This is a genomic window from Sporosarcina sp. FSL K6-3457 (genome assembly GCF_038007285.1).
Lineage (GTDB): Bacteria > Bacillota > Bacilli > Bacillales_A > Planococcaceae > Sporosarcina.
This window is the reverse complement of the sequence record NZ_JBBOWX010000001.1, coordinates 3,226,616-3,251,423: the sequence shown is the minus strand read 5'-3', so window position 1 is coordinate 3,251,423 and position 24,808 is coordinate 3,226,616. Positions and strand designations below refer to the sequence as shown.

The 24,808-nt window shown below is 43.4% G+C and carries 23 protein-coding genes and 1 pseudogene; 23 read left to right on the top strand and 1 reads right to left on the bottom strand.

Annotated elements, in window-relative coordinates:
• The first annotated feature begins 69 nt into the window (after positions 1-69).
• The 11 genes and pseudogenes from rimP (at position 70) to N1I80_RS15960 (ending at position 8,452) form a co-directional block, all read left to right on the top strand.
• Complete coding sequence (gene rimP, locus N1I80_RS16010) at positions 70-546, top strand: ribosome maturation factor RimP (RefSeq protein ID WP_340738847.1); 477 nt, start codon at positions 70-72, stop codon at positions 544-546.
• 21 nt (positions 547-567) lie between these two features.
• On the top strand, positions 568-1,755 hold the full coding sequence (nusA, locus tag N1I80_RS16005; RefSeq protein ID WP_340738846.1) for a transcription termination factor NusA: 1,188 nt from the start codon (positions 568-570) through the stop codon (positions 1,753-1,755).
• A gap of 19 nt (positions 1,756-1,774) precedes the next feature.
• The gene (gene rnpM / locus N1I80_RS16000) at positions 1,775-2,053 is read left to right on the top strand and encodes an RNase P modulator RnpM (RefSeq protein ID WP_340738845.1); all 279 of its coding nucleotides are present in this window, start codon (positions 1,775-1,777) and stop codon (positions 2,051-2,053) included.
• A complete protein-coding gene (locus N1I80_RS15995; RefSeq protein WP_340738844.1) occupies positions 2,050-2,427 on the top strand; it encodes a YlxQ family RNA-binding protein in 378 nt (125 codons plus the stop codon). The genes rnpM and N1I80_RS15995 overlap by 4 nt, the downstream gene beginning before the upstream one ends.
• Positions 2,375-4,906 (top strand): translation initiation factor IF-2, encoded by a 2,532-nt coding sequence (gene infB, locus N1I80_RS15990; RefSeq protein WP_340738843.1) that lies wholly within the window; start codon positions 2,375-2,377, stop codon positions 4,904-4,906. Before N1I80_RS15995 ends, infB begins: the two co-directional genes overlap by 53 nt.
• Complete coding sequence (locus N1I80_RS15985; protein ID WP_340738842.1) at positions 4,903-5,181, top strand: DUF503 domain-containing protein; 279 nt, start codon at positions 4,903-4,905, stop codon at positions 5,179-5,181. The genes infB and N1I80_RS15985 overlap by 4 nt, the downstream gene beginning before the upstream one ends.
• Positions 5,182-5,203: 22 nt before the next feature.
• Positions 5,204-5,554 (top strand): 30S ribosome-binding factor RbfA, encoded by a 351-nt coding sequence (gene rbfA / locus N1I80_RS15980; RefSeq protein ID WP_340738841.1) that lies wholly within the window; start codon positions 5,204-5,206, stop codon positions 5,552-5,554.
• 198 nt (positions 5,555-5,752) lie between these two features.
• Positions 5,753-6,664 (top strand): tRNA pseudouridine(55) synthase TruB, encoded by a 912-nt coding sequence (gene truB / locus N1I80_RS15975; protein WP_340738840.1) that lies wholly within the window; start codon positions 5,753-5,755, stop codon positions 6,662-6,664.
• 12 nt (positions 6,665-6,676) lie between these two features.
• Entirely contained in the window at positions 6,677-7,612 is a 936-nt protein-coding gene (locus N1I80_RS15970; protein WP_340738839.1) for a bifunctional riboflavin kinase/FAD synthetase, read from the top strand.
• 162 nt (positions 7,613-7,774) lie between these two features.
• Positions 7,775-8,044 carry a 30S ribosomal protein S15 gene (gene rpsO, locus N1I80_RS15965; RefSeq protein WP_203246268.1) on the top strand — a complete coding sequence of 90 codons (270 nt, stop codon included), beginning with the start codon at positions 7,775-7,777 and terminating at the stop codon, positions 8,042-8,044.
• A 100-nt stretch (positions 8,045-8,144) separates the two neighbouring features.
• Positions 8,145-8,452 (top strand): annotated as a pseudogene (locus N1I80_RS15960) (DUF6398 domain-containing protein).
• 76 nt (positions 8,453-8,528) lie between these two features.
• Here N1I80_RS15960 and N1I80_RS15955 read toward each other — a convergent pair.
• Complete coding sequence (locus tag N1I80_RS15955; protein ID WP_340738837.1) at positions 8,529-9,104, bottom strand: hypothetical protein; 576 nt, start codon at positions 9,102-9,104, stop codon at positions 8,529-8,531.
• A gap of 407 nt (positions 9,105-9,511) precedes the next feature.
• Between N1I80_RS15955 and pnp the strand changes: the two genes are divergently transcribed.
• The 12 genes from pnp to N1I80_RS15895 all read left to right on the top strand — a co-directional run bounded on the left by pnp (position 9,512) and on the right by N1I80_RS15895 (position 24,764).
• On the top strand, positions 9,512-11,629 hold the full coding sequence (gene pnp / locus N1I80_RS15950) for a polyribonucleotide nucleotidyltransferase (protein WP_340738836.1): 2,118 nt from the start codon (positions 9,512-9,514) through the stop codon (positions 11,627-11,629).
• Between the two features lie 178 nt (positions 11,630-11,807).
• Positions 11,808-13,055, top strand: coding sequence for a M16 family metallopeptidase (locus tag N1I80_RS15945; protein ID WP_340738835.1), 1,248 nt, complete (start codon positions 11,808-11,810; stop codon positions 13,053-13,055).
• A 55-nt stretch (positions 13,056-13,110) separates the two neighbouring features.
• The gene (locus N1I80_RS15940; protein ID WP_340738834.1) at positions 13,111-13,392 is read left to right on the top strand and encodes a YlmC/YmxH family sporulation protein; all 282 of its coding nucleotides are present in this window, start codon (positions 13,111-13,113) and stop codon (positions 13,390-13,392) included.
• Positions 13,382-14,155 (top strand): hypothetical protein, encoded by a 774-nt coding sequence (locus tag N1I80_RS15935; protein WP_340738833.1) that lies wholly within the window; start codon positions 13,382-13,384, stop codon positions 14,153-14,155. The genes N1I80_RS15940 and N1I80_RS15935 overlap by 11 nt, the downstream gene beginning before the upstream one ends.
• A gap of 12 nt (positions 14,156-14,167) precedes the next feature.
• Positions 14,168-14,758, top strand: coding sequence for a dipicolinate synthase subunit B (locus tag N1I80_RS15930; RefSeq protein ID WP_340738832.1), 591 nt, complete (start codon positions 14,168-14,170; stop codon positions 14,756-14,758).
• A gap of 167 nt (positions 14,759-14,925) precedes the next feature.
• Entirely contained in the window at positions 14,926-15,954 is a 1,029-nt protein-coding gene (locus N1I80_RS15925) for an aspartate-semialdehyde dehydrogenase (protein WP_340738831.1), read from the top strand.
• A 21-nt stretch (positions 15,955-15,975) separates the two neighbouring features.
• Positions 15,976-16,866 carry a 4-hydroxy-tetrahydrodipicolinate synthase gene (gene dapA, locus N1I80_RS15920; RefSeq protein WP_340738830.1) on the top strand — a complete coding sequence of 297 codons (891 nt, stop codon included), beginning with the start codon at positions 15,976-15,978 and terminating at the stop codon, positions 16,864-16,866.
• A 288-nt stretch (positions 16,867-17,154) separates the two neighbouring features.
• Positions 17,155-18,822 carry a ribonuclease J gene (locus tag N1I80_RS15915; protein ID WP_340738829.1) on the top strand — a complete coding sequence of 556 codons (1,668 nt, stop codon included), beginning with the start codon at positions 17,155-17,157 and terminating at the stop codon, positions 18,820-18,822.
• Positions 18,823-19,037: 215 nt separating this feature from the next.
• Entirely contained in the window at positions 19,038-21,395 is a 2,358-nt protein-coding gene (locus tag N1I80_RS15910) for a DNA translocase FtsK (protein WP_445683661.1), read from the top strand.
• Between the two features lie 193 nt (positions 21,396-21,588).
• Complete coding sequence (locus N1I80_RS15905; RefSeq protein WP_340738828.1) at positions 21,589-22,317, top strand: GntR family transcriptional regulator; 729 nt, start codon at positions 21,589-21,591, stop codon at positions 22,315-22,317.
• Between the two features lie 50 nt (positions 22,318-22,367).
• Positions 22,368-23,441, top strand: a complete 1,074-nt coding sequence (locus tag N1I80_RS15900) for a BMP family lipoprotein (RefSeq protein ID WP_340738827.1) — start codon at positions 22,368-22,370, stop codon at positions 23,439-23,441.
• 246 nt (positions 23,442-23,687) lie between these two features.
• Positions 23,688-24,764 (top strand): BMP family lipoprotein, encoded by a 1,077-nt coding sequence (locus N1I80_RS15895; protein ID WP_340738826.1) that lies wholly within the window; start codon positions 23,688-23,690, stop codon positions 24,762-24,764.
• Positions 24,765-24,808: the final 44 nt, after the last annotated feature.

Here is a 24,808-nt window from a genome sequence, read left to right as displayed (position 1 = left end):
ACTATTTTTTAACCTGTTAAGGTCATATATGTCAAGGCGTATTTGATTAAGATTTTGTGGAGGGATAAGATGAGTAAAATTACAGAAGAAATAGAGAAACTCGTCAGTCCAATTGTAGAAGAACTAAAATTGGAGCTTGTCGATATCGAGTTTCTGAAGGAAGGAAGAGACTGGTTCCTTCGGGTCTATATTGATAATCCAGAGGGAAGTATCGATATAGACCAGTGCGCTCAAGTAAGTGAAAAATTGAGTGAGGAACTCGATCGAACAGATCCGATTACGCAAAACTACTTCCTCGAAGTATCTTCACCTGGTGCAGAGCGCCCGTTGAAGAAGGAAGAGGATTACGTACAAGCGGTTGGTCAGTTTGTATTCATTAAGACGTATGAAGCAATCGATGGGTTGAAGGAATTCGAAGGCTATTTATTAGCAAACGAACCGGACACTGTGGAAGTGGAAATGCGCATTAAGACAAGAAAATTGACTGTTGTGATAGACAAGGAAAAAATTGCACTTGCCCGTTTGGCTATCGATTTTTCCGCATAATTGAATGTAGGAGTGATTAACATGAGTAGTGATCTACTCGATGCATTGACAGCCCTTGAAAAACAAAAAGGTATTTCTCGGGACGTCTTGGTAGAAGCGATCGAAGCGGCACTTGTAACTGCATATAAACGCAATTTCAATCAAGCGCAAAACGTGCGGGTTGATTTAAACCTTGATAAAGGGACAATGAAAGTCTATTCCCGCAAAGATGTCGTCGAGGAGGTTGAGGATGATCGTTTGTTCATTTCACTTGAAGATGCGCAAAAGATTAACCCAGCTTATGAACTTGCAGATGTCGTCGAGCAAGAAGTGACACCCCGTGATTTCGGACGTATCGCAGCACAAACGGCTAAGCAGGTTGTGACGCAACGTGTAAGAGAAGCAGAACGTGGCATTATCTATGAGGAATACGTCGACAGAGAAGATGATATCGTCAATGGTATTATCGAGCGTCTCGACGCACGTAATTTGTATGTGGGCCTCGGGAAAGTGGAAGCTGTTTTGCCGGTGGGCGAACAAATACCAACTGAATCCTATCAGCCACATGATCGTATCAAAGTGTATATTACAAAAGTTGAACGTACATCACGCGGTCCGCAAGTGTTCGTTTCTCGGACACATCCAGGACTTCTGCGCAGGTTGTTTGAAGTCGAGGTACCTGAAATTTTTGAGGGCATCGTTGAAATCAAATCGATTGCACGTGAAGCGGGTGACCGTTCGAAAATTTCGGTGCATACGAATAATGAGGAAGTGGATCCAGTCGGCTCATGTGTAGGTGCAAGAGGCGCTCGGGTTCAAACGATTTCCAATGAATTGAATGGTGAGAAAATCGATATTGTTGAATGGTCTGAGGATCCAGCTATATTTGTAGCCAATGCCCTAAGTCCTTCCAAAGTGATCGATGTTCAGGTCAATGAAGAGGAAAGATCGACAAGAGTTGTTGTACCTGACTACCAATTGTCACTAGCGATTGGGAAACGTGGACAGAATGCAAGGCTTGCTGCTAAGCTTACAGGCTGGAAGATTGACATCAAAAGTGAAACAGATGCGCGTGAACTTGGCATTTATCCACCTGTCTTCGAAGAGTCAGTTGTAGAAGTCCAATTAGAAGAGCCTGTCAACGATACTGATCCTTATTTCGTTGAAGAAGAAACAGCAGATGACTTGGACGATACATCCATCGATCTATATTCGGATGACGAAGACTGATAAGAAAGGATGACCACACATGGCAAACATGAAAAAAGTTCCTTTGCGTAAATGTGCGGCGACGGGTGAAATGTTTCCGAAAAAGGAAATGATTCGTATCGTTCGTCCAAAAGAAGGGGAAGTTTCAGTGGATCTTACTGGCAAGAAATCAGGCCGTGGGACCTATGTGTCAAAATCCGAAGAGGCGGTTGAGAAAGCGCGACGTAACCGATCAATTGAAAGTCAACTTGGAGCAGCTGTACCTGAACAGGTATATGATGACCTTCTCCATGCAATTCGCCGGGAGGCATTAAAATGAATGATCCAAAAAAGATTTTTCAACTGTTAGGTATGGCTGCACGGGCAAGAATGATTATTACGGGCGAGGAACTAGTCATACGGGAAGTTCGTAATGGCAGTGCGCATCTCGTTATTGTTTCAGAAGATGCATCTAACAATACCATGAAAAAATTAACTGATAAATGTTTGTATTACAACGTTGAGAAGCATGATTTCGGGAGTCGGGAAGATCTTGGGCATGCAATCGGAAAAGAGTCGCGAGTTGTACTTGCGCTAACGGACGCGGGTTTTGCCCGCAAATTGTCCGGGCTCCTCAACGAATTTAACCGGGGGTGGGCTAATGACGAAAATACGTGTACACGAATACGCGAAAAAGGTGAATCGGTCGAGTAAGGAAGTTATCGATGAGCTTGGAAAGATTAATGTGACGGTAGCGAACCATATGGCTACAATTGATAAAGAAGCGATTGCTAAGCTTGATAATAAATTTGGTGGCAATAAAAATAATCAGCAAGCACCGAAAGTGGATGCAAAAAATGCTGGTCCAAAAAACACATCAACATCTGCTCGTCCTGCTAGTACGTCGAATGCAGGCCAGAAGACTTCGCAGACTGGTGGCAACCGTCCAGCACAAGGTGGACAAAACCGTCCAGCTCAAGGAGCGCAAGGTGGCAATCGTCCGGCACAAGGTGGACAAAACCGTCCGACTCAAGGAACACAAGGCGGCAACCGTCCAGCACAGGGTGGACAAAACCGTCCGACTCAAGGAACACAAGGTGGCAATCGCCCAGCACAGGGTGGACAAAACCGTCCAGCTCAAGGAGCACAAGGTGGCAGTCGTCCAGCTCAAGGTGGTCAAAACCGTCCTGGTCAAGGAACTGCACCCGCTGGCAATCGTCCAGCGCAAGGCGGTCAGCAACGCCCAGGTCAAGGAGCAGCACCCGCTGGTAATCGTCCAGCACAGCAAGGTGGACAAAACCGTCCAGCAGGCGGCGGTGCTCCGGGTCGTCCAGGCGGAGGCGGCGGTCGCGGTGGACGTCCACCAGCACGTGGTATTAACCAAGGACGTAGAAGATACCGTCCAGCTCCACAGCCAAAAGTGGAATTGCCATTACCGGAAAAAATTACTTTCTACGAATCACTATCTGTAGCCGAGCTTGGTCAAAAGCTACATCGTGAACCATCTGAAATCATCAAAAAATTGTTCATGTTGGGCGTCATGGCAACAATCAACCAAGAACTGGATAAGGATGCGATTGAACTTATCTGTGCTGATTACGAAGTGGAAGTAGAAGAAGAAATTCGTGTGGATGTAACGGATCTTGAAATTTATTTCGAAGAATCTGAAGAAGTAGTATCTGAACCAATCGAACGTCCGGCAGTTGTCACAATCATGGGTCACGTTGACCACGGGAAAACAACACTTTTGGATTCGATTCGAAATACAAAAGTAACACAAGGCGAAGCAGGCGGAATCACTCAGCATATCGGTGCTTACCAAATTCAAGAAAAAGGCAAGAAAATTACGTTCCTAGATACACCTGGTCACGCAGCATTCACAACAATGCGTGCGCGCGGTGCGAAGGTAACGGACCTTACCATTCTTGTTGTTGCTGCAGACGATGGCGTTATGCCACAAACGATTGAAGCGATTAACCATGCAAAAGCAGCGGAAGTTCCAATCATCGTTGCGGTCAATAAAATGGATAAACCATCTGCAAATCCTGATCGTGTCATGCAAGAATTGACTGAGCATGGACTAGTAGCAGAGGCATGGGGCGGTGACGCAATCTTCGTACCTATCTCGGCGCTAAATGGTGAGGGAATTGACCAATTGCTTGAAATGGTTTTACTTGTTGCGGAAGTTGGCGAACTGAAAGCTGATCCTAACATTCGTGCGCGTGGAACGGTTATCGAGGCACAATTAGACCGTGGTCGCGGTTCAGTTGCGACATTGCTTGTCCAAGATGGAACACTTCATGTAGGTGATCCAATCGTTGTTGGGAACACATTCGGACGCGTGCGTGCAATGATTAATGATGTAGGTCGTCGTGTTAAAGAGGCAGGTCCATCGACACCAGTTGAAATTACTGGTTTAAGTGATGTACCGCAGGCGGGTGACCGTTTTGTAGTCTTCGAAGACGAGAAAACAGCTCGTCAAATTGGTGAATCAAGAGCGAGTGAAGCGCAGCAAGAGCAGCGTGTTGAGAAAACACGAGTTACACTCGATAACTTATTTGATCAAATGAAACAAGGCGAAATGAAAGAATTGAATTTGATTGTAAAAGCAGACGTACAAGGCACGGTTGAAGCGATGGCAGCCTCATTGATGAAAATCGAAGTTGAAGGCGTTAACGTGAAAATCATCCATACGGGTGCAGGTGCTATCAATGAATCTGATATCTCCCTTGCTTCTGCATCTAATGCGATTGTTATTGGTTTCAACGTTCGTCCAGATACAAACGCGAAGCGTGCGGCTGATGAAGAAGGCGTTGATATTCGACAACACCGTGTCATCTATAAAGTGATTGAAGAAATCGAACTGGCTATGAAAGGTATGCTTGATCCTGAATACGAGGAAAAAGTTATCGGTCAAGTTGAAGTACGTGAGACATTTAAAGTGTCTAAAATCGGTACGATTGCGGGAAGCTATGTAACAGATGGTAAAATTACGCGTGATTCAAGCGTCCGTGTTATCCGCGACAACATCGTCATCTTTGAAGGTGAATTAGATACGTTGAAACGCTTTAAAGATGATGCTAAAGAAGTAGCAAAAGGCTATGAATGTGGGATTACCATTAAAAAATTCGATGATATTCACGAAGGTGATGTTATCGAAGCTTACATCATGGAAGAAATTAAACGAGTATGATCGTTTACGCGGAATGTTGTTTCTTCATCTCAGAGGCGGCCTCTTTAAAAGACAAGCGGTCCGTTTTAAAACGGATGACAGACCGGGTGAAAAATGCCTACAACGTCTCCATCGCGGAAATTGATCATCAAGATTTATGGCAGCGAACGACTATCGCGGTCGTTGCTGTGGCCTCATCAAAAGATGCGGCTGAGCGTGAAGTCAGACGGGCAATCCGATTTCTGGAGTCTAATCCAGAATGGGAAATGTCCGAGATGACGCTCGACTATTACTGATACGGAATTGGGGTGACCATCCATGTCAATGCGTGCTAACCGTGTCGCAGAACAGATGAAAAAAGAACTTGGTGATATCATCGGTAACAAAGTAAAGGATCCACGAATTGGTTTCGTTACTGTAACTGATGTCGAGGTAACTGGTGATCTTCAACAAGCAACTATTTTCATCTCTGTTCTTGGAAAAGAGTCGGAAAAAGAAGATACGTTGAAAGGTCTCAACAAAGCGAAAGGTTTTATTCGTACTGAGATTGGCCAGCGAATCAGACTCCGGATAACACCAGAGATTAAATTCGAATTCGATGAATCCGTAGCATATGGCAATCGAATTGACTCACTTCTTAGACAAGTGAAAGACGGACAGGATGACTAAGAAAAGCGAAGGGCGCTTGCTCAGATGCGACAGGCATAAGGCGAGCCAGCGACGTGGCGTTTTTTGCCACATAGCAGGATTGACTTATGACCCGAGCATCTAGCGCCTGAAGCTAGACAATGAGTAAAAAAATGGAGGAAGTCGGTGTCCACGAGGACTTTCCGGCCTCCTCTTTTTACATATAAAAGGAGGTTGCACATGAACGGAATACTGCCTCTCTGGAAAGAAAAAGGGATGACCTCGCATGATTGTGTTTTTAAATTACGAAAAATTTTAGGAACAAAAAAAGTAGGTCATACAGGTACACTCGATCCGAGTGTAGAAGGTGTGTTACCGATTTGTATTGGACAAGCAACAAAAGTGGCGGAGTATGTGACGGATTCAGGCAAGGAGTATGTCGCAGTCGTATCGATCGGAACGGCAACTGAAACCGAAGATGCAGATGGCGAGGTTGTTGCTTCTGATTTATCACCAAAGCAAATTTTGCGCGATCAAATAGAGGAAGCGCTTGCTCAATTGACAGGTGAAATTACGCAAATTCCACCGATGTATTCTGCGGTGAAAGTAAATGGTCGTAGACTCTATGAGTATGCACGCAAAGGAATTGAAGTCGAGCGTCCGATGCGTAAGGTCTTGATTCATGACATTGAACTGCTTGACCCTGTACAATTGTACGAAGGGGAGGAAGTTCAATTCCGTATTCGTGTTGCTTGCGGCAAAGGGACGTATATCCGGACGCTTGCGGTGCAAATTGGTGAGCTACTTGGTTACCCCGCGCATATGGCGTCACTCGTTAGGACATCATCAGGGACGTATAGACAAACAGACTGTCGTACGTTGGATGAAGTAAGGGAATTGCAAGAAGTAGGCGAAATCATAACGATACTGCGTCCACTTGAGGATGCCTTGGCTGATTTTCCGAGTGTTGAAATTAGTGAAGACCTGTATGATAAAGTCATGAATGGCCAAGTATTATCAGAGCATACATCGCTTCAAAGTGATGAATCCATTGTTTTCACAGCGAAAGGTAAAGCGATTGCAGTGTATACGAAGCATCCTACAAAGCCAGGACTTATGAAGCCTGAAAAGATGTTTCCACTGAATAGGTAAGGAGGAACAACAATGGATATTTACAAATTGCATTATCCGGGAACGATTGATATAGACAGTACTGAACAGTACTCGCTTGCCATTGGCTTTTTTGATGGTTTACATAAAGGGCATCAAACGGTTATTGCGGAAGCAAAAAAGAAGGCGGTAGAACTCGGTATTCGGTCAGCTGTGATGACATTCGACCCGCATCCATCGCATTTGTTCGGTGATGGTAACAGCAAGGTAGGTTATATTACACAATATCCTGAGAAAGCACGATTACTTGAAACGATGGGGATTGATGCATTATTTATCGTGACATTCGATTGGGCTCTTGCATCACTTTCGCCAAAGCAATTTGTGGATATTTTCATGAAAGGGCTTCCGATTAAACACGTCACAGCTGGATTTGATTATACATTTGGTTCAAAGGGTGCGGGAACGATGGAACAGATGGCGACATTGTCAGATGGGGCTTTTGGCACGACAGTCATTGATAAAGTGATTGATCGTGATGAGAAAATTTCATCGACGCGTATTCGGCAACTGCTAGCAGAAGGCAATGTCGAAGCAACCGCCTTGCTGCTCGGTAGACCGTTCCGAACGGTTGGTATCGTTGTTCATGGTGAAAAACGTGGGCGACTGCTTGGTTTTCCAACAGCGAATGTTTTACCAGAGCCTGATACGGTGTTGCCTGCTAACGGTGTCTATGCCGTGCGTTTTACAACAGATGGCATCATGCATAATGGCGTTTGCAGTGTCGGCGTGAAGCCAACTTTCCATGAATCGGGAATCCCACCTATAGTAGAAGTGAATGTCCTCGACTTTGATGGTGATTTATATGGCAAAGAAGTAGCTGTTGATTGGATTAAACATTTACGACCGGAAGAGAAGTTTGATTCGGTAGATGCATTGATTGAACAAATGGTAATAGATAAGCAACAAGCAAGAGATACATTAGCTTGAATCAGCGGGGCGTAATTGATTAGAGTAGAATGACGGTTGCAATTCAAAAAACGTCATGGTATTATGAATGAGTGCCAAAGTGCACGAACCGTTCCTTGGCAACACGAATCACCAACGTTTGCTCGGGATTAGGGGATATTTCATTATTTGGAGGTGAAAAGGATGGCTATTACACAAGAGCGTAAACATGAATTGATCAACGAATTCAAAATTCACGACAACGATACTGGATCAGCAGATGTTCAGATCGCTGTCCTTACAGAAGAGATCAATAACTTAACAGAGCACCTTAAAACTCATAAGAAAGACCACCACTCACGTCGTGGACTTTTGAAAATGATTGGTACTCGTCGTAGACTTCTTCGTTTCCTACGTGAAACAGAAGTACAACGTTACCGTGATCTTATTGCTAAACTCGGCCTACGCCGTTAATAAGACAACCTGAAAAGCGAGCCTTGTGCTCGCTTTTTTGTGTTGTCTAGTTTATGGTTCATTAGTTTCCTAGTTCTAACCAGCTACATGGGCTTGTGGAATTGTCCGTGCAATCGGTACGGTCAATTTTCTTTTTGATTCGGCTCAACAGCTACTATGAAAGCGAAGGAATTATATGAAGGGTTTGGTGTAAGTGGAGGCACTGGCAGTGCTAAGTCCAAGCAAATTAGAACGACGATGAAAATGGGTCTTTTTGATCCTGATTGGTCTTTGCCGAGTAAAGTAGTTGAAAATCCGATGGCCTGGATGATATCAGTCAATGGTTTTCACATGGATGCGAGAGTATGCTCAAGGGAAATTCAGGAAGAGGCATGTAGAAGAGGTTTGATACCGTATTTGCCAGAATGATGGAGTAGATTGTGGGTTTACCTTCATGATAAGTATAAATAAAGCCCATCAGCACGGGATGCTAATGGGCTATTCCTTATGCGTATTTGAGTTCGCGTAAATCAGTTTCTTGTTCAAGGGAACGAAGGGCAAGTGTACCCATGATCTTTTCTTGTCGTGATTGAACTTGTTTTAGTGACGTTATGTCGCCGGTTGTACGATGGACATCCATTGTCAAAGCTTCCAACCGAGCATCTGTTTCTTCTTGACGGTCGTAGATAGCACATGCTAATTGATGGAGCTCGCTTTGACCTGATTTGAGAGTTTGAACATCTTCTTTTAAAGCTTTGATATCCGTTGTTAAAGTCTCCAACCGAGCATCTGTCTCATCTTGGCGGTTATAGATAGTACCTACTAATTGCTGGAGTTCACTTTGACCTACTTGGAGAGCTTGCACATCTCCTTTTAGAGTCTGTACATCACCTTTTAGAGCTTGCACATCACCTTTTAGAGTCTGTACATCTCCTTTTAGAGCCTGTACATCTTCTTTTAGAGTTTGCACATCACCTTTTAGAGATTGAACATCCTCTTTAAGAGACCGTATATCCTCTTTGATAGGCAGTAAAGCTTCGTGAATAACAGATTCTAGCATGGCTTTAAGTTCATTATTCATACCATTTCCTCCTTTCGCTTAAATTTTTAACTACAGAACATCTACTGCTATATTTTCCACGTATAAAATTATTTATTATTTTTAACTATGCTTGGGGACATAGCAACGACCACACCAATTATTGTATCATATTTACTCGAAATACGGAGGAGTGATTGGATAATTATTTACATGAAATCTGGGTGAATTGTGACAGGCTTCAGTGTTTTATCACATAATTAATCAAATCCCCAATATTTCTCCCCAACCTATATTAGAATCCGTAAAAAAGTGGTATACTGTACAAATGTGCCATGGTGTCGGTTAATGATGATAAAAACTTGTGTTCACTGAGCGCTATCACTTACACTACTATTAATACATATATCGTATACAGTTCAGGCTGGAATATGGAGAGGAGTTCTATAATGACAGAGAAAAAAGTCTATACACTTGATTGGGCAGGTCGTCCGTTAACAATTGAAACGGGGCAACTTGCGAAACAAGCGAACGGCGCAGTACTCGTTCGTTACGGAGATACAACAGTACTAGCAACAGCAACAACTTCAAAAAATTCACGAGGGTTGGATTTCTTCCCACTTACAGTGAACTATGAAGAGCGTATGTACGCAGTTGGGAAAATCCCAGGGGGCTTCCTGAAACGTGAAGGACGTCCATCTGATAAAGCGGTTTTAACTAGCCGTCTGATTGACCGTCCAATCCGTCCTTTATTCGCAGATGGCTTCCGTAATGACGTTCAGGTCATTTCTCTTGTGATGTCAGTCGATCAGGACTGCTCATCTGAGATGGCTGCAATGCTTGGTTCTTCACTCGCATTGTCTGTATCGGATATTCCGTTTGAAGGACCGATTGCGGGCGTTCAAGTGGGACGAATCGACGGGAAATTCATCGTCAACCCAACACCTGCACAATTGGACAAGAGTGACCTTGACCTAATCGTAGCGGGAACGAAAGATGCCATTAACATGGTTGAAGCGGGCGCGAAAGAGGTTCCGGAAGATGTTGTTCTTGAAGCGATTATGTTCGGGCATGAAGAAATTATTAAACTGATTGAATTCCAAGAGAAAATTGTTGCGGAAATTGGTAAAGCGAAGCTTGATATTCCGTTATTCCAATTAGATGAAACAATTTTAGCTGACATTAAAGCTAGTTGTGAAGCCGATCTTGTGAGTGCTATCCAAACACAAGAAAAGCATGCACGTGAAGAAGCAATCAATGCAGTACGCAATACAGTGATTGAACGCTACGAGGCAGAAGAAGCTGACGAAGCAACGATGAAACAAGTGAAAAATGTCTTGGAGCATCTTGTGAAAGAAGAAGTACGTCGTTTGATTACAGATGAAAAAATCCGTCCTGATGGCCGTGGTTTGGATGAAATCCGTCCACTCGCTTCAGAAGTTGGTGTTTTGCCACGCACACACGGCTCAGGTCTCTTTACACGTGGACAAACACAGGCGTTAAGTATTTGTACACTAGGAGCTTTGGGTGAAGTACAAATCATCGATGGTCTTGGCATTGAAGAGTCAAAACGCTTCATGCACCATTATAATTTCCCGAATTTCAGTGTTGGAGAAACAGGTCCAATTCGTGGGCCGGGTCGTCGTGAAATCGGTCACGGAGCACTTGGAGAACGTGCGCTATCAGCTGTTCTACCAAATGAAACGGATTTCCCATATACAATGCGTTTAGTTGCAGAAGTGCTTGAATCGAATGGTTCATCTTCACAGGCTTCTATTTGTGCGTCAACGATGGCGATGATGGATGCAGGTGTTCCACTTAAAGCGCCGGTTGCTGGTATTGCAATGGGTCTTGTGAAGAAAGGCGACAACTACTCTGTTCTTTCCGATATTCAAGGGATGGAAGATCATCTTGGCGATATGGACTTTAAAGTAGCAGGAACTGAGCACGGTATTACTGCGCTTCAAATGGACATTAAAATCGATGGACTTTCTCGTCAGATTTTAGAAGAAGCATTGGCACAAGCTAAAGTGGGCCGTTTGAAAATCTTGAATCATATGATGACAGCAATCAGTACACCACGTACGGAGCTTTCGGAATTCGCTCCAAAAATCATCATGATCAAAATTAACCCAGACAAAATTCGCGATGTTATTGGACCTGGCGGAAAAGTCATTAACAAAATTATCGAAGAGACGAATGTTAAAATCGATACAGAGCAAGATGGTACGATTTACATTTCTTCGCCAAATAACGATATGAACAATAAAGCGAAAGCAATGATTGAGAATATCGTGCGTGAAGCAAAAGTTGGCGAATATTATATGGCGAAAGTGAAACGCATTGAAAAATTCGGTGCTTTCCTTGAACTATTCCCAGGTAAAGACGGACTGCTCCATATTTCTGAAATTGCAGAAGAGCGGACAAAAGCAGTTGAAGACGTCCTGAAAATGGATGATGTATTATATGTGAAAGTAACTGAAATCGATAATCAAGGACGTGTCAACTTGTCCAGAAAAGCTGTTGTGAAAGAAGAAAAAGAAGCAGCTGAAAAAGAGAAAAACTAAATTTGAAGGTCAATTTGAATCAGAGAGGGGTTAAACTGCCTGCTAATTCAAATTAAAGCCTCCTGCGTAATTGATTAGAATAGAAAGCCCCTCTTCGTCATGAAGATGGAGGCTTTTTGTTCTTATAGTAAAGTTCTTGTATTAAAATAGTAAAGAATCAAAAAGGGGGATTTCCAAGATGATAGAACAGTATATTTGTCCAAATGGTGTGAGAATTGTTCATGAAAAGATGCCCTATGTGCGCTCTGTAGCGCTTGGAATATGGGTAGGTGCGGGTTCGGGGAATGAACAGGAATCGGAAGCAGGCATTGCGCATTTTATCGAGCATATGCTATTCAAAGGCACTGCGACAAGAAGTGCCCGTGCGATTGCGGAAGAATTTGACCGCATCGGGGGAGATGTCAATGCATTCACATCGAAGGAAATGACCTGCTACTATACGACGGTGCTTGGACATCATGCGCCGCGTGCTTTAAGCATTTTAGCGGATATGTTTTTCAATTCGGCATTCGATGAAGCTGAAATCGCCAAAGAAAAGTCCATTGTTCTCGATGAAATTGCAGCTGTGGAAGATACGCCTGATGACGATGTCGATGAGCGTTTATGGGGCGTGATGTACCCAGACCAAACAATTGGCAAACCCGTTTTGGGTAATGAACAGACCATTAACACATTTGATAAGCAGATGATCGAACAATTTATGGAGCGCATGTATCGACCTGAACAGATTGTCATTTCTATTGCTGGCAACTATGATGACCGACTAATTCAGCTAATTAAAGTACAGTTTGGTTCATTTAAACGGCAGGCAATGGTGGAGCAGCCGATAGCTATCCAAGCACCGAAATTCCATGCAGGAATGACGGTTAAAGGGAAAGACATTGAACAAGCGCATATTTGTATTGGTTTTGAGGGGCTCACGGTAAAAGACGAACGCATTCATGATCTTATTATTTTAGATAGTATACTAGGCGGCACGATGTCTTCTCGTCTGTTTCAAGAAGTCCGTGAAGAACGTGGCTTGGCCTATTCTATTTACTCGTATTATTCGGCGTATAATACGACAGGCGTGTTTGCCATATACGGGGGGACTGCACCGGAAAATTTAGGGGAGTTAACCGACACCATAGACGAGGTGATTCAATCCATTTTAGATGATGGTATTACAGAAAACGAATTGCATAATGCGAAAGAGCAGCTAAAAGGTGGGTTCTTACTAGGTCTAGAAAGTTCAGAATCCAGAATGCATCGCAATGGAAAAAACGAATTGATTTTACAAGAGCATAAGACGATTGATGAAGTCGTAGCGCTGATTGACGGTGTTCAGGTGGCCAATGTTTACAGAATGGCTAATGAAATCTTTGCAGGGCAGCGAGCTACGTCCATCATTGCGCCAGAGAATGTTGTTAGTGTAATTGAAAAATAGCAGTCAGCTTTCCCGTATTTCATTCATATAATGGGTGGAGATGTAGGAGAGGAGAATGGCGATGCTATTATCAGAACTTGCGCAGAAAGAGCTTATTCAGGTAGAGGACGGGGTCCGCTATGGTTTTTTGGCGGATACCGACCTTATTTTTGATGGCAAAACAGGGAATATTATTGGCTTTGAAATCAAGAAGAAGCTTGGACGTTTTTCATTTAAAAATCGTCAGGATCAGTCGGATGAATTCATCCCATGGAGTGAAATTGTGTTGATTGGAGAACACCGAATTTTGTTTGGTAAAACGCATAGCATGGATGGGGTGGATCTGGATGAAAGATGATCAATGGCTTGTCATTGGAACGGACCAACGAATGGTGACTTGCTGTACCATGCTAGTAGAAAGAGGATACAATTGCCAACACGTCGCCACGAATCAGTACACAGATCAACTAGGTGAGTGTATTGAGCGCTTGTCGCCAAAGCATATCGTTTTCCCAGTTTTACAAATGGCGGGGACGATTCCGCCAGCCTTGCTTGTGGAAGGAACGCGGTTGTACACAGGCGTTGCATCGGAAGAATGGCTGAAGCCTTTTAAAGATGCTGGGCTAGACACCTATTCCTATGTCAAAGAGGAATCATTCATCTGGCAAAATGCTCGATTGACAGCGGAAGCCTTTATCTATGAATATTATGCACGTGTAAAACGCCAACTAGCGGGCAATTTTTTTCGCGTCGCTGGATTTGGTAAGGTAGGCAAGATGACAGCTCATACACTGGCAGCGCTAGGAGCGGATGTGACCGTTGTTGCTAGGTCTGTTACACAAAGGAGTGAAGCAGCTGCGTTAGGCTATCAAACAGAGCAGCTGACGGCTGATTTCGACATGACAGAAGGTAATCTAGTTAACACCATTCCCGCAAAATGGCTGACGGCTCGCAGTACTCCTGGATTACACATCTTTGACCTTGCTTCAGCACCCGGTTGCCTAAAGGAACCTCTTTCGCCTGAATACTATACAGTACTCCTCGGATTGCCGGGAAAACACTTTCCAATTGATGCGGCAGCCGTTTTGACGGATACCGTCGAGGGGATGTCAAGAAAATGAAAGGGGATCTCGATGCTACAAGGAAAGAGGATAGGCCTTGGGATTACAGCGTCACATTGTACGTATGAAGCGATACTACCAGTTATTGATTCGCTAAAAGATGCGGGAGCAACAGTTGTTCCCGTTATTACGCACTCGGTGTTGACGGCTGCCACGCGTTTTGGAACAGGAGATGAGTGGATTGCCCGCATTGAAGGAGCGACGGGGGAAAAGGTTATTTCGACGATTGTTGGAGCGGAACCATTCGGCCCCGAAACACCCGTGGATTGTATGATTATTGCACCGATGACAGGTAATTCGATTAGTAAATTTGCCAATGCAGCAACAGATTCACCGGTGTTAATGGCGGCCAAAGCAACATTGCGCAATGGCAGTCCAGTCGTTCTCGGTATTTCAACGAATGATGCGCTCGGTTTAAACTCGATGAACATTATGAAGTTATTAAATATGAAAAACGTCTTCTTTATTCCGTTCGGACAGGACGATCCATACCGCAAACCAAACTCCCTTATCTCCGATTTTACATTGATGGTACCTACAGCAGCAGCAGCTCTCGACAATCGACAACTCCAACCTTTATTAATTATTCATGATAAAAACTAAAAATACAGCACAGAATATTCGTAGATATGATATAATTCGACCAATGAACTGCTAACGGTGTAAAGGACTAAAGTTTTTCTATGAAGCATGCATCTTTATGTAATGATGCGGGGAACTTCTTAGGTCTGGCTATTATCACAACCGTAAAAGCTGAAAGGGAGATAAAGATGAATAAAGTGAATGTTGCAATCGTCGGTGCTACGGGAGCTGTCGGTACAAAAATTCTTGAAAAATTGATTGAACGGAATTTTCCGGTTCAATCCATTAAATTGCTTGCATCAAAACGATCTGCCGGAACAGAAATTGCGGCAGGTGGTTTTAACTATATCGTTGAAGAAACTGTACCGGAATCATTCGAAGGCATCGATATTGCATTTTTTAGTGCGGGTGGCTCGATTTCGGAAAAATTTGCACCTGAAGCTGTCAAAAGAGGTGCAGTGGTCATAGATAATACAAGCGCATTCCGTATGGTGGAAGATATACCGCTTGTTGTACCAGAAGTGAATGCGCAGGCACTCAGTAACCATGCGGGCATCATTGCAAATCCGAACTGTTCGACGATTCAAATGGTAGCAGCACTTCAGCCTGTTAAAGAAAAATTTGGCTTAAGTCGTATTATTGTGTCAACGTATCAAGCAGTTTCTGGAGCAGGTGCAGAGGCGATTGACGAATTAGGAAGTCAAAGTCAACAATTCGAAGGGCGTGTAGCGAACGAAGCGGAAATTTTACCTTCTGCATCCGCAGCGAAGCATTATCCGATTGCATTCAATGCGATTCCTCAAATTGACGTATTTGATGCTTCAGGATATACGCTTGAAGAATTAAAAATGATGAATGAAACGAAAAAGATTTTTGGTGATTATGAGATGTCTGTTACAGCAACTTGCGTACGTCTACCAGTTGTGACAGGTCACTCAGAGTCGGTTTATATTGAAGTTGACCAAGAGGGTGTAACGGTGGAAGACATCCGAGCAAGCATGGAAGGTGCACCAGGCGTTGTCGTTCAAGATAATCCGGCACAACAATTGTACCCGATGCCGTTATTTGCGGAAGGGAAAGACGAAGTATTCGTTGGCCGCATCCGTAAAGATCCGAATCATGCAGGAGGATTCCATATGTGGATCGTCTCGGACAATCTGCTTAAAGGGGCTGCACTAAACTCCGTGCAAATTGCAGAACAATTGATTCGACAATAATACGGTAAAGGATTGATCACAATGAATCTTGGACAAATAGGCACGGCGATGGTAACACCATTTTCAGAAGAGGGCACGATTGATTACAAGAGAGCTAAAAAATTGATTGAACATTTGATTGCAAATGGGACGGATGCATTGGTTGTCAATGGGACGACTGGTGAGTCACCAACTGTGACGGCGCAGGAAAAAAGAGCGTTACTGTCATTTGCAGTCAAGCAGGTGAATAAACGTATTCCGGTAATTGCGGGGACAGGAACAAATAGTACAGCTGAATCTGTTTTGTTAACACAGCAGGCAGAAAAGCTTGGTGCGGATGGCATTATGCTGGTGACGCCTTATTATAATAAACCTGACCAACGCGGCATGTATGCGCACTTTGCACATATTGCTGGGGAAACTAAACTACCTGTACTGTTATATAATATTCCGGGGCGCTCTGTTGTCAATATGCTACCTGAAACAATTATCGAATTGTCCAAAATAAAAAATATCCGTGCAGTGAAAGAAGCAAGTGGCAGTCTTGAACAAATGGCAGAGATTATCGCTGGAACAGATGACGGATTTTCCGTCTACAGCGGTGACGATGCGTTAACACTACCGTTGTTAGCAATAGGCGGTAACGGCGTCATATCAGTGGCATCACACGTAGTTGGCAATGAAATGCAACAGATGGTTGACGCATTTAAGAGTGGGCAAACAGCGCAAGCAGCAGCTATGCATCGCGCGCTGTTACCTGTATTTCGTGCGATATTCACGGCACCGAACCCAGTACCCATCAAATATGCACTTGAAAAACTTGATCTTGAAGTAGGCGGCGTAAGATTGCCGCTTGTCGACTTTGAGGAAGGTCAAATTCCATTCGATCAAGTATGGGAAAACTATCAAAAAAACAAACTGATTTTTAACTAATTAAATCATATAACACCAGCAAAGGCGCCTTAACAGGGGTAGCCAGCCGAACAACGAAGGGTTCGGTTTGTATAATTTCTGCGTTCTTTGCAGAAATTATACAGAAGATGCAAAAGAGTAGCTAATTATGGCGGGATGCCCCCAATCGTCGCAGCGGATTCAGTGGAATATCCCACCTAATTAAAGCCGGTAGCAATCACCGGCTTTTTTTGTTTGTACAGAAAGGTTCTGTCCCGTATAATGAAACTTAGTCGTGATGGACGGGAATGAGTACTAGGAGGAAACAATGTGGTAAAAACTAAAAATGAACTAATAAGAATCATCCCTCTCGGTGGAGTGGGCGAAATTGGGAAAGCGATGTACGTCGTCGAAATTGATGAAGAACTCTTCATCGTCGACGCAGGACTCATGTTCCCAGAAGGAGAAATGCTTGGAATCGACATCGTTATTCCAGACATTTCTTATATCGAAGAAAACAAAGAACGCGTCAAAGGTGTGTTTTTAACACATGGTCACGAAGATGCAATCGGGTCGATTGCCTATCTGCTACAAAAAGTGCAGGCACCTGTCTATGGATCTAAACTGACAATTGCACTAGCAAAAGAACATTTGAAAGAAATGCCAGCACCACCAAGCGTTAAGTTTTTCGAGGTGACAAACAAAAGCCGGATGAATTTCAAAGGCACGCACGTCACATTTTTCCATACAACGCACAGTATTCCAGACTCGCTTGGCATCGTATTCCATACGAGCGAAGGGGCAATTGTGCATACAGGCGAATTCAAATTTGACCAGTCTGCTAAAGGGAAATACCGTCCGGATATTGCGAAAATGGCGGCGCTTGGGGAAGAGGGCGTCTTCATCCTGATGTCAGATTCATCTGAGGCGGAGCGTCCTGGCTATACAACTTCTGAATCAGTGATTGAGAATAGCTTATCTAAAACCTTCCACGGTGCGGAAGGTCGAATTCTCGTTGCACTCTACGCATCGAATTTCATCCGCATCCAACAAGTGTTTGACAAAGCGTTTGAAAACGGTAAAAAAGTAGCGGTTGTTGGAAAAAGCTTAGAAAGCTATTTCGAAGTCGGTGTCAAGTTGGGCTATTTAACGATTAAAGATGATGTCGTTATTCCGGTTAAAGAAATCGACAAATATGATGACAGCCAAGTTGTCATTATCGTGACGGGTAATAAAGGCGAGCCACTAGATGCACTTGAGCGCATTGTGCGTAAGCATCATAAAGATATTCGCATTAAAGAAACAGATACAGTGTTAATTACGTTTACACCATCGCCAGGTATGGAAGTATCGATGTACCAAACGATGAATGACCTTGCCAAAGCAGGCGCAACCGTATTGACATCTAGTAAAAATGTTCACGTATCAGGTCATGGTAGTCAAGAAGACTTGAAACTGATGCTGAACTTAATGCAGCCGAAGTATTTCATCCCGATTCAAGGGGAATATCGAATGCTGATCGCCCATTCTAAGCTTGCGCAGGAAACGGGTCTCCAAAAATCACAAGTATTTATTGCTGACAAAGGAGATATCGTCGAATATAAGAGTGACAAAATGCGTATGAGCGGACGCGTTCAAGCAGGGAATATCCTTATCGATGGTATCGGTGTAGGGGATGTGGGGAATATTGTTCTTCGCGACCGTAAATTACTGTCACAGGACGGGATATTCACAGTCGTTGTGACACTTAGTCGCAAACAAAAACGCATTGCCGCTGGTCCGGAAATTGTCTCGCGCGGATTCGTTTATGTACGTGAATCGGAAGAGTTGTTTGACGAATCGACAAAACTCGTTACTAAAATAGTTGAGAAGTATGTGAATAAAGAGACGTTTGAATGGACAAACATTAAACAAGAGATCCGCGATACACTAAGCTCGTATTTGTTCCAACAAACGAAAAGAAGACCGATGATTATTCCGATTATTATGGAATACTAATTATAAATACTAATAAGTAACAAATGATAGGACCGATCCGAAGGATTTCCTTGCCGTCTGAACGGCGGGAAATCCTTTTGTGTTAATTTAGTGTTGCTTAGTCAGACAGAAACACTGTCTAGCTTGAGAAAAATGTTGCTTAGTATCACGGTTGCATTGTTGACATTTATACTTAGAGGAACTTGCAATATTTTTTGTCGGAAGGAGGAGGGAAAGTGGCTAGGAAAAAGAAGAAGGCAGCCGCAAAGAAAAAGAAGCCGTCCGGGTTAAACCCATTATTATATGAAGTAATTGGCTTGGCGATGATGGGGCTTGCTGTCATCATTATTTTTGAATTTGGCATTGTTGGTAGAGGATTATCTTCAGTCGCTCGTTTTATATTAGGGAATTGGCATAGTGCGATTCCACTACTACTCATTGTACAAGCATTGATGTTCATGATTAAGCGCAAGGCAGGAGGTTGGAAAAACCGTATTGTCGGAGGTAGCTTGTTCATTTTAGCAAGTCTTGTCTTGTTTAGTCATGTCTATTTGTTCAAGGAATTGCATGCAAGTCGTATACTGATGACAGATTCAGCACTGAAAGAAACGTGGAAAGTACTCATTACAAATGGTGGCATTACGTCAAGAAGTGGTGCATTGGGTGGCGGGATGATAGGAGCCGTCCTGTTTGCGCTATTTCATTCATTGTTTGATTCGGCAGGTGCGATGGTTGCCGGTGTCTTATTATTGCTTATTGGTCTTGTTCTTATAACTGGAAAAGCGTTTGTGCCTTATGTAATTGATTATTTCCCGAAAATTGTTGAAAAATTGACAGAGCTATTTGCTAAAAAAGAAAAATCAGCACCAGCACCTGCAACAAGGGCAAGTCGTTCGAAGAAAATGAGAAGGGCTACTGTCGTTGAAGAATTACCCGACTCGCAGATGGAAGAGGAAGTTGTGTCACAGCCCATTATTTCCGCATTTAGTGAACGGGTCGACAAGCCAGTTCGTGATGAGCAAGCGAAGGTCGAAGAGCTGTCGCAAGCGAAGGTAGTTGCAAAGCCGTCTCAAACTGCGGTGGAAGACAAGCTACACCCAGAAGAACAGCTGGTCACAGAAGAAGTTGTCCCCTATACAACAGCTGTGGCGGGGGAAGAAGAGAATGAATCGTATATTTTGCCTCCAGCATCTCTACTAAAACAAACGCCAGTTATCGATCAGTCGGAGGAATACGATTCCATTCAAGCAAACGCTCAAAAATTAGAACGGACGTTTCTTAGTTTTGGCGTCAAAGCCAAAGTGACGCAAGTGCATCTAGGACCTGCTGTCACGAAATACGAAGTGTTACCGGATACAGGTGTTAAAGTGAGTCGGATTGTGAGCTTAGCGGATGATATTGCACTGGCGCTCGCTGCGAGCGGCATTCGAATCGAAGCACCTATTCCAGGAAAGTCCGCTATTGGTATCGAAGTGCCAAATAGTTCAATTGCTGTTGTTAGCTTGCGTGAAGTCATTGAGGCAAAGGAAAATAATCGACCAGATTCTAAATTGATGATTTCGCTTGGCCGCGACGTCACAGGACAGGCGATGCTCGCAGAATTAAACAAAATGCCACATGTACTCATTGCTGGTTCAACTGGGAGCGGGAAAAGTGTCTGTATCAACGGTATTATTGTCAGTATTTTAATGCGTGCCAAACCACATGAAGTCAAAATGATGATGATTGACCCGAAAATGGTGGAATTGAATGTCTATAATGGCGTGCCACATCTTTTAGCACCTGTCGTTACCGACCCACGGAAAGCATCTCAAGCTTTGCAAAAAGTAGTTTCTGAAATGGAACGACGTTATGAATTATTTTCACATACGGGTACACGAAATATTGAAGGTTATAACGATCATATTGAAGTGTGGAATGAAGAGAATGGAGAAAAACATCCACGCATGCCTTATATAGTTGTTATAGTCGATGAGTTGGCAGATCTGATGATGGTTGCATCCAGTGACGTTGAAGATTCCATTACACGACTAGCACAAATGGCTCGTGCGGCGGGTATTCACTTAATTATTGCCACACAACGTCCAAGTGTTGATGTCATCACAGGGATTATTAAAGCTAATATTCCATCGCGCGTGGCATTCGCTGTATCATCAGCCATTGATTCACGGACGATTTTGGATAGTGGAGGGGCGGAAAAGCTGCTGGGAAGAGGAGATATGCTATTCTTACCAGCGGGCGTTGCCAAGCCAGTCCGTATTCAAGGTGCGTTTGTATCGGACAGTGAGGTAGAAGCGATTGTTGACTTCGTCATTGAACAGCAAAAGGCTCAGTATCAAGAAGAAATGATTCCGCAAGATATTAAGGAAGTACCAGCCCATGAAGAAACGGACGAATTATATGATGAAGCCGTGCAGCTTGTCACAGAAATGCAGACAGCATCTGTATCCATGCTACAACGCCGTTTTCGAGTAGGATATTCAAGAGCAGCGCGAATTGTTGATCAGATGGAGATGCGTGGGGTTGTCGGGCCGTCTGAGGGCAGTAAGCCACGCCAAGTCTTGATCGGCAGGGGCGAAGTGGATGAATATTGATTTTGAACTCATACTAAGCCGAGGCATGATTGATAAGTAGCATGATGAAATAGGTATAATTTAGTACTTTGAACGAACACATTTATATTTTTTTCAGAAGGCTGTTTATTTTGTATGATGAAAGTGATATAGTATGGATGATTAGTAGTGACGTTTAACATCAGAGGTCTGACCTCGCTGAGGGGGAGATGATATGATGGTAAAGGCGGATCAAAGACATCTATATGTACAGGTGATTGAGCGTTTGAAGCAAGACATCGAATCAGGTATATTCAAGGAGAACGAAAGATTCCCTTCTGAATTTGAACTAGCTCGTACGTTAGGCGTCAGCCGTGCAACACTTCGAGAGGCGCTTCGTGTGCTTGAAGAGGAAAAAGTCATTGTTCGAAAACATGGTGTAGGTACTTTTGTTAATCCTCGACCGTTATTTTCTTCGGGTATTGAACATTTGTCCAGTGTGTCTTCTATGATTCGTGATGCGGGGATGGAACCAGGAACGATTTTTATGGATGTCATAGAAACAGACGTCTGCGAAGATGATATGACAAAGTTTAATTGTAGCGAAGAAAATCGTCTTGTTACAATCAAAAGGGTAAGGACAGCCGATCAGGTGCCAGTTGTCTATTGTATCGATCAAGTGTTATCAAAAAATATTCCGTTAGGTACGGATGAGTTATTAAATGAATCCATTTTTGATGCAATTGAAAAGTCAGGCAGGATCCGTATCGCTCAAGCTGTGACACATATCGAACCAGTTGGGTATGATGATGAGGCATCCTCGATTTTGAGGTGTGGCGTCGATGTACCACTTCTTGTTCTTCTTCAGCAACATTACAGTGAGGAAGGCGAAATGGTCCTTTACTCAAAGAATTATTTTAGGGCTGATAAATTCAGTTTTCATGTTGTACGAAAAAGGGTATAAGGTAGTAACATATTTAACTAATTTTTTAAAAAAATCAGGAGGTTACATCATTGAGTAAACGTAAATTTGGACTTGCAATGTCATTGGTTCTTGCTGCTGGTACACTACTCGGCGCATGCGGGACAGACAAAGCGAAAGACAACGAAGGTACAGGTTCTAAAGAAAGCGTAGAAAAAGATAATTTCTCAATTGCAATGATTACCGATACAAACGGTGTTGATGATAAATCGTTCAACCAATCTGCTTGGAAAGGGATTCAAGATTACGCGGAAGAAAACAACCTTGAAAGAGGCGACGGCGGCTATGATTACCTAGAATCAACAGGCGATGCTGACTTTGAGCCGAACTTGAATCGACTTGTCCGCCGTGACTTCGACCTTGTATACGGAATTGGCTTCCTATTGAAAGACGCGATTGAAACAATTGCAGATCAGCAGCCAGACAAGATGTTTGGTCTTGTCGACGAAGTTGCTGACCGCCCGAACGTCGTTAACATCATGTTCAAAGAGCAAGAAGGTGCTTTTCTTGCGGGTGCCACAGCTGCACTAATGACTAAGTCTGATAAGATTGGCTTCGTTGGTGGGATGGAAATTCCAGTTATTGAACGATTCCATGCGGGCTTCGTTGCAGGTGTTGCAGCCGTGAACCCCGATATTAAAGTTGACGTACAATATACCGGTGCTTTCGACAAAGCGGAACTCGGTAAAGCTGCCGCGAACCGTATGTATTCATCTGGCGTAGATATTATCTTCCACGCTGCGGGGGCAACGGGGAATGGTGTATTTTCAGAGGCGAAAGAACGTAAAACGGCGGACAAAGATGCCTACGTTTGGGTCATTGGTGTCGACTCCGACCAGTACGATGAAGGAAAAGTTGGCGATGAAAATATCACGTTGACGTCTTTGCTTAAGCGCGTAGATGTAGCAGTTAAAAATATCTCAGAACTTGCACGTGATGGTAAATTCCCAGGTGGAGAAGTGAAAACATACGGTCTAGCTGAAGATGGAATGGCGCTTACGGATTCACGCGGTGCAATTTCAGAAGAAGTTCTTGCTCAAATCGATGAGTTTGCGAAAAAAATTGCTGAAGGTGAAATAGAAGTACCTGAAAATCCTACTAAATAAGAAATTGAATAAGAAAATCATAGGGCTGGAGTCATCCAGCCTTCATGATTATCTGCTAAGAAAACGCTACCATTTTATGTTATGGGCTAGTTATAAGAGAGTGTGCCCATTGATTTGATAGGGTGTATTTGGATGCTAAATTGTGAATGTTAGTAAATGAATGCAATTCAACTTTTAGTTGACTGAAAACGGGTATAAGACGTTAATTCGTCCTACTAATATAAAAAAATAAGGGGAGGTTCCACAATGAGTAAACGTAAATTTGGACTTGCAATGTCATTAGTTCTTGCTGCTGGTACAATACTTGGTGCATGCGGAACAGACAAAGCAAAAGATAGCGAAAGTACAGACTCTAAAGGTGGTACGACGAGCGAAGAGAATTTTTCAGTCGCGATGATCACTGATACAGGCGGTGTTGACGACAAATCGTTCAACCAATCTGCTTGGAAAGGGATTCAAGAATATGGTGAAGAGAACAATCTTGAAAAGGGTGATGGTGGTTTTGACTTCCTAACATCTACGAGTGACTCTGATTATGAGCCGAACTTGAATCGTCTTGTACGCCGTGACTTCGACATTGTTTACGGTATCGGATTCTTATTAAAAGATGCAATTGAAACAGTTGCAGACCAGCATCCAGATGCAATGTTCGGTCTTGTGGATGAAATTTCTGACCGTCCGAACGTGGCAAGTATTATGTTTAAAGAGCAAGAAGGATCTTACCTTGCAGGTGTAGCAGCTGCACTGATGACAAAATCGGATAAAATCGGTTTTGTTGGCGGTATGGAAATTCCTGTAATCGAACGTTTCCACGCTGGTTTTGTAGCAGGTGTAGCAGCAGTGAAGCCTGACATTACAGTTGATGTTCAGTATACAGGTGCATTTGACAAGGCAGAACTTGGTAAAGCAACAGCGAACCGTATGTATTCATCTGGCGTAGATATCATTTTCCACGCTGCAGGTGGTACAGGTAACGGTGTATTCTCAGAAGCGAAAGAACGTAAATCGGCTGATAAAGATGCATATGTTTGGGTTATCGGTGTTGACTCTGATCAGTATGATGAAGGTCAAGTCGGCGATGAAAACATTACATTGACTTCTATGCTTAAACGTGTAGACGTAGGGGTTAAAAATATTGCAGAACTTGCACGTGATGGTAAATTCCCGGGTGGCGAAGTAGTCACATACGGGCTTGCTGACGAAGGAATCGCGCTTGCAGATTCACGCGGTGCAATTCCAGAGGACGTCCTTACTCAAATCGATGAGTTTGCGAAAAAAATCGCTGACGGTGAAATTGAAGTTCCAGAATTCCCAGCTAAATAATTAGGCGAGTAAACAATGATGAGGGTCGGTCTAGTCCGACCTTC

What these genes read in the sequence shown, in the direction of transcription:
- rimP (WP_340738847.1), top strand. Translation starts at nt 70, where the DNA reads ATGAGTAAAATTACAGAAGAAATAGAGAAACTCGTCAGTCCAATTGTA.
- nusA (WP_340738846.1), top strand. Translation starts at nt 568, where the DNA reads ATGAGTAGTGATCTACTCGATGCATTGACAGCCCTTGAAAAACAAAAA.
- rnpM (WP_340738845.1), top strand. Translation starts at nt 1,775, where the DNA reads ATGGCAAACATGAAAAAAGTTCCTTTGCGTAAATGTGCGGCGACGGGT.
- N1I80_RS15995 (WP_340738844.1), top strand. Translation starts at nt 2,050, where the DNA reads ATGAATGATCCAAAAAAGATTTTTCAACTGTTAGGTATGGCTGCACGG.
- infB (WP_340738843.1), top strand. Translation starts at nt 2,375, where the DNA reads ATGACGAAAATACGTGTACACGAATACGCGAAAAAGGTGAATCGGTCG.
- N1I80_RS15985 (WP_340738842.1), top strand. Translation starts at nt 4,903, where the DNA reads ATGATCGTTTACGCGGAATGTTGTTTCTTCATCTCAGAGGCGGCCTCT.
- rbfA (WP_340738841.1), top strand. Translation starts at nt 5,204, where the DNA reads ATGTCAATGCGTGCTAACCGTGTCGCAGAACAGATGAAAAAAGAACTT.
- truB (WP_340738840.1), top strand. Translation starts at nt 5,753, where the DNA reads ATGAACGGAATACTGCCTCTCTGGAAAGAAAAAGGGATGACCTCGCAT.
- N1I80_RS15970 (WP_340738839.1), top strand. Translation starts at nt 6,677, where the DNA reads ATGGATATTTACAAATTGCATTATCCGGGAACGATTGATATAGACAGT.
- rpsO (WP_203246268.1), top strand. Translation starts at nt 7,775, where the DNA reads ATGGCTATTACACAAGAGCGTAAACATGAATTGATCAACGAATTCAAA.
- N1I80_RS15955 (WP_340738837.1), bottom strand. Translation starts at nt 9,104, where the DNA reads ATGAATAATGAACTTAAAGCCATGCTAGAATCTGTTATTCACGAAGCT.
- pnp (WP_340738836.1), top strand. Translation starts at nt 9,512, where the DNA reads ATGACAGAGAAAAAAGTCTATACACTTGATTGGGCAGGTCGTCCGTTA.
- N1I80_RS15945 (WP_340738835.1), top strand. Translation starts at nt 11,808, where the DNA reads ATGATAGAACAGTATATTTGTCCAAATGGTGTGAGAATTGTTCATGAA.
- N1I80_RS15940 (WP_340738834.1), top strand. Translation starts at nt 13,111, where the DNA reads ATGGCGATGCTATTATCAGAACTTGCGCAGAAAGAGCTTATTCAGGTA.
- N1I80_RS15935 (WP_340738833.1), top strand. Translation starts at nt 13,382, where the DNA reads ATGAAAGATGATCAATGGCTTGTCATTGGAACGGACCAACGAATGGTG.
- N1I80_RS15930 (WP_340738832.1), top strand. Translation starts at nt 14,168, where the DNA reads ATGCTACAAGGAAAGAGGATAGGCCTTGGGATTACAGCGTCACATTGT.
- N1I80_RS15925 (WP_340738831.1), top strand. Translation starts at nt 14,926, where the DNA reads ATGAATAAAGTGAATGTTGCAATCGTCGGTGCTACGGGAGCTGTCGGT.
- dapA (WP_340738830.1), top strand. Translation starts at nt 15,976, where the DNA reads ATGAATCTTGGACAAATAGGCACGGCGATGGTAACACCATTTTCAGAA.
- N1I80_RS15905 (WP_340738828.1), top strand. Translation starts at nt 21,589, where the DNA reads ATGATGGTAAAGGCGGATCAAAGACATCTATATGTACAGGTGATTGAG.
- N1I80_RS15895 (WP_340738826.1), top strand. Translation starts at nt 23,688, where the DNA reads ATGAGTAAACGTAAATTTGGACTTGCAATGTCATTAGTTCTTGCTGCT.